This is a genomic window from Mesotoga sp. B105.6.4 (assembly GCF_002896535.1).
Taxonomy (GTDB): Bacteria; Thermotogota; Thermotogae; order Petrotogales; family Kosmotogaceae; genus Mesotoga.
The window spans coordinates 1-1455 of record NZ_JWIM01000081.1 but is presented as its reverse complement, the minus strand read 5'-3'; the positions used below and the strand labels follow the sequence as shown (position 1 = coordinate 1455).

The following is a 1455-nucleotide window of genomic DNA, read 5'->3' as shown; positions in this document are numbered from 1 at the left end:
ACTTGTATCCTTCGATCTTGTTTCCTCCACTCGCAGCGTACTCCCATTCGGCTTCCGTCGGCAGCCTGTATCCAACTACCTTCGTTATGTCTGTGGTCACACTGCCATCCGAATCCAGCAAATTACCCGCGTCATCATATGCCTTTGGAAGCTTCTCTTTCTCGCTCAACCAGTTGCAGTAGTCAATCGCATCCGACCAGCTTACGTTTATAACAGGTCTATTACCTCTTCCCCAATTGTTGTCGCTTGGTTTCTTTCGGCCGTTTTCTTCACAGAACCAATCGTACATGTCAAAAGTTACCTCATATTTGCCTATTTGGAAGTCGTAGGTCAACTCTACAAGGCGGACTGGCTTCTCGTCATTGCTACCATCTCCCCACGTATCACCCATGGTGAAGCTGCCCTTTTCCACAAGAACAAGCTCTCCTGGGTAAAGAGTCGAGACATAATCGATATGTTCCTCCGAGAAATTTGGGCTCAATTCATAAGAGCCATTGCCCGTCACTTTTATCTGTTTCACGCTTGATGGTTCATAGCGCGATAGATCGGTCGCTTTCATTTCTACACGGTGATCAGAACCGATCAAAACCACGGACTCGTTCTTCTTTATAATATTCCCATCTATAGTCACTTCCACATCATCTGGAAAGTCAAAAATGACAGTGAATAATTGATAGATCTTTCCATCCACGAAATTCGCTTGGAGATCGATAGTTTCATTCTCTTTGAGCGTGAAATCTGCCTGAAGACTCTGTCCACCGGAGTCTACTTTCACTGTTAGCTTTCCGACAGGGAAGTTTGTGAGCCTCATATCCGTCTCTCCATAGTTGACTCCGTTTATGGATACCTTCGCCGTAGGGAAAGGAATGCTGTATATGTTTATAGTGCCTGTCTTCTGCCCGAGAACTACCTTCTTCTGCTCAGTCGGGATCTTTTCCTGAATAATCTTTGACTGGCTCAGTTCAATACTCACAGACGTCGATCTACCTGACTGGACCGTCACGACAACGCTTGTGTCTTCATAGCCTTCTTTCTGAGCGGCAAGCGTGTAGGTTCCTGGCAGAAGCGATAATATAAGCTGGCTTCCGACAACCGTTCCCTTGTGAACACCATCCACGAGAATCTTAACTCCGTCTGAAGAGGTTATCACAACATATCCTGGGGCTTCCATACCGAACAACACAGTAAAGCTCGCTACCACCAGTGCTAGTAATTGGATCTTTCTCATATGCTCCACCCCCCCCTTTTGGCAATTGCTTATGTCTCAAAGTTGCTTCCATAAGCGAGAACTTGAAGCTAGACGAGAAGACTCAGGTAATATATGACAAATAGCGCAATGGCTCATAAAATCAGTATAGCATTGTAACATTTTTTACAGAGCATCGGAAACGATTATTTGAAGATTGTGTTGTGCAAGTAGCTAATTGAGTCAAGTCTCGCATAAGGAACACTAGT

At 45.1% G+C, this 1455-nt stretch carries 1 protein-coding gene; it reads right to left on the bottom strand.

The window, feature by feature from the left end; genetic code table 11:
• Nucleotides 1–1228: SUMF1/EgtB/PvdO family nonheme iron enzyme (locus RJ60_RS14435; RefSeq protein WP_146028939.1), on the bottom strand; the 1228-nt coding region annotated here is incomplete at its 3' end.
• Between the last annotated feature and the right edge of the window lie 227 nt (nt 1229–1455).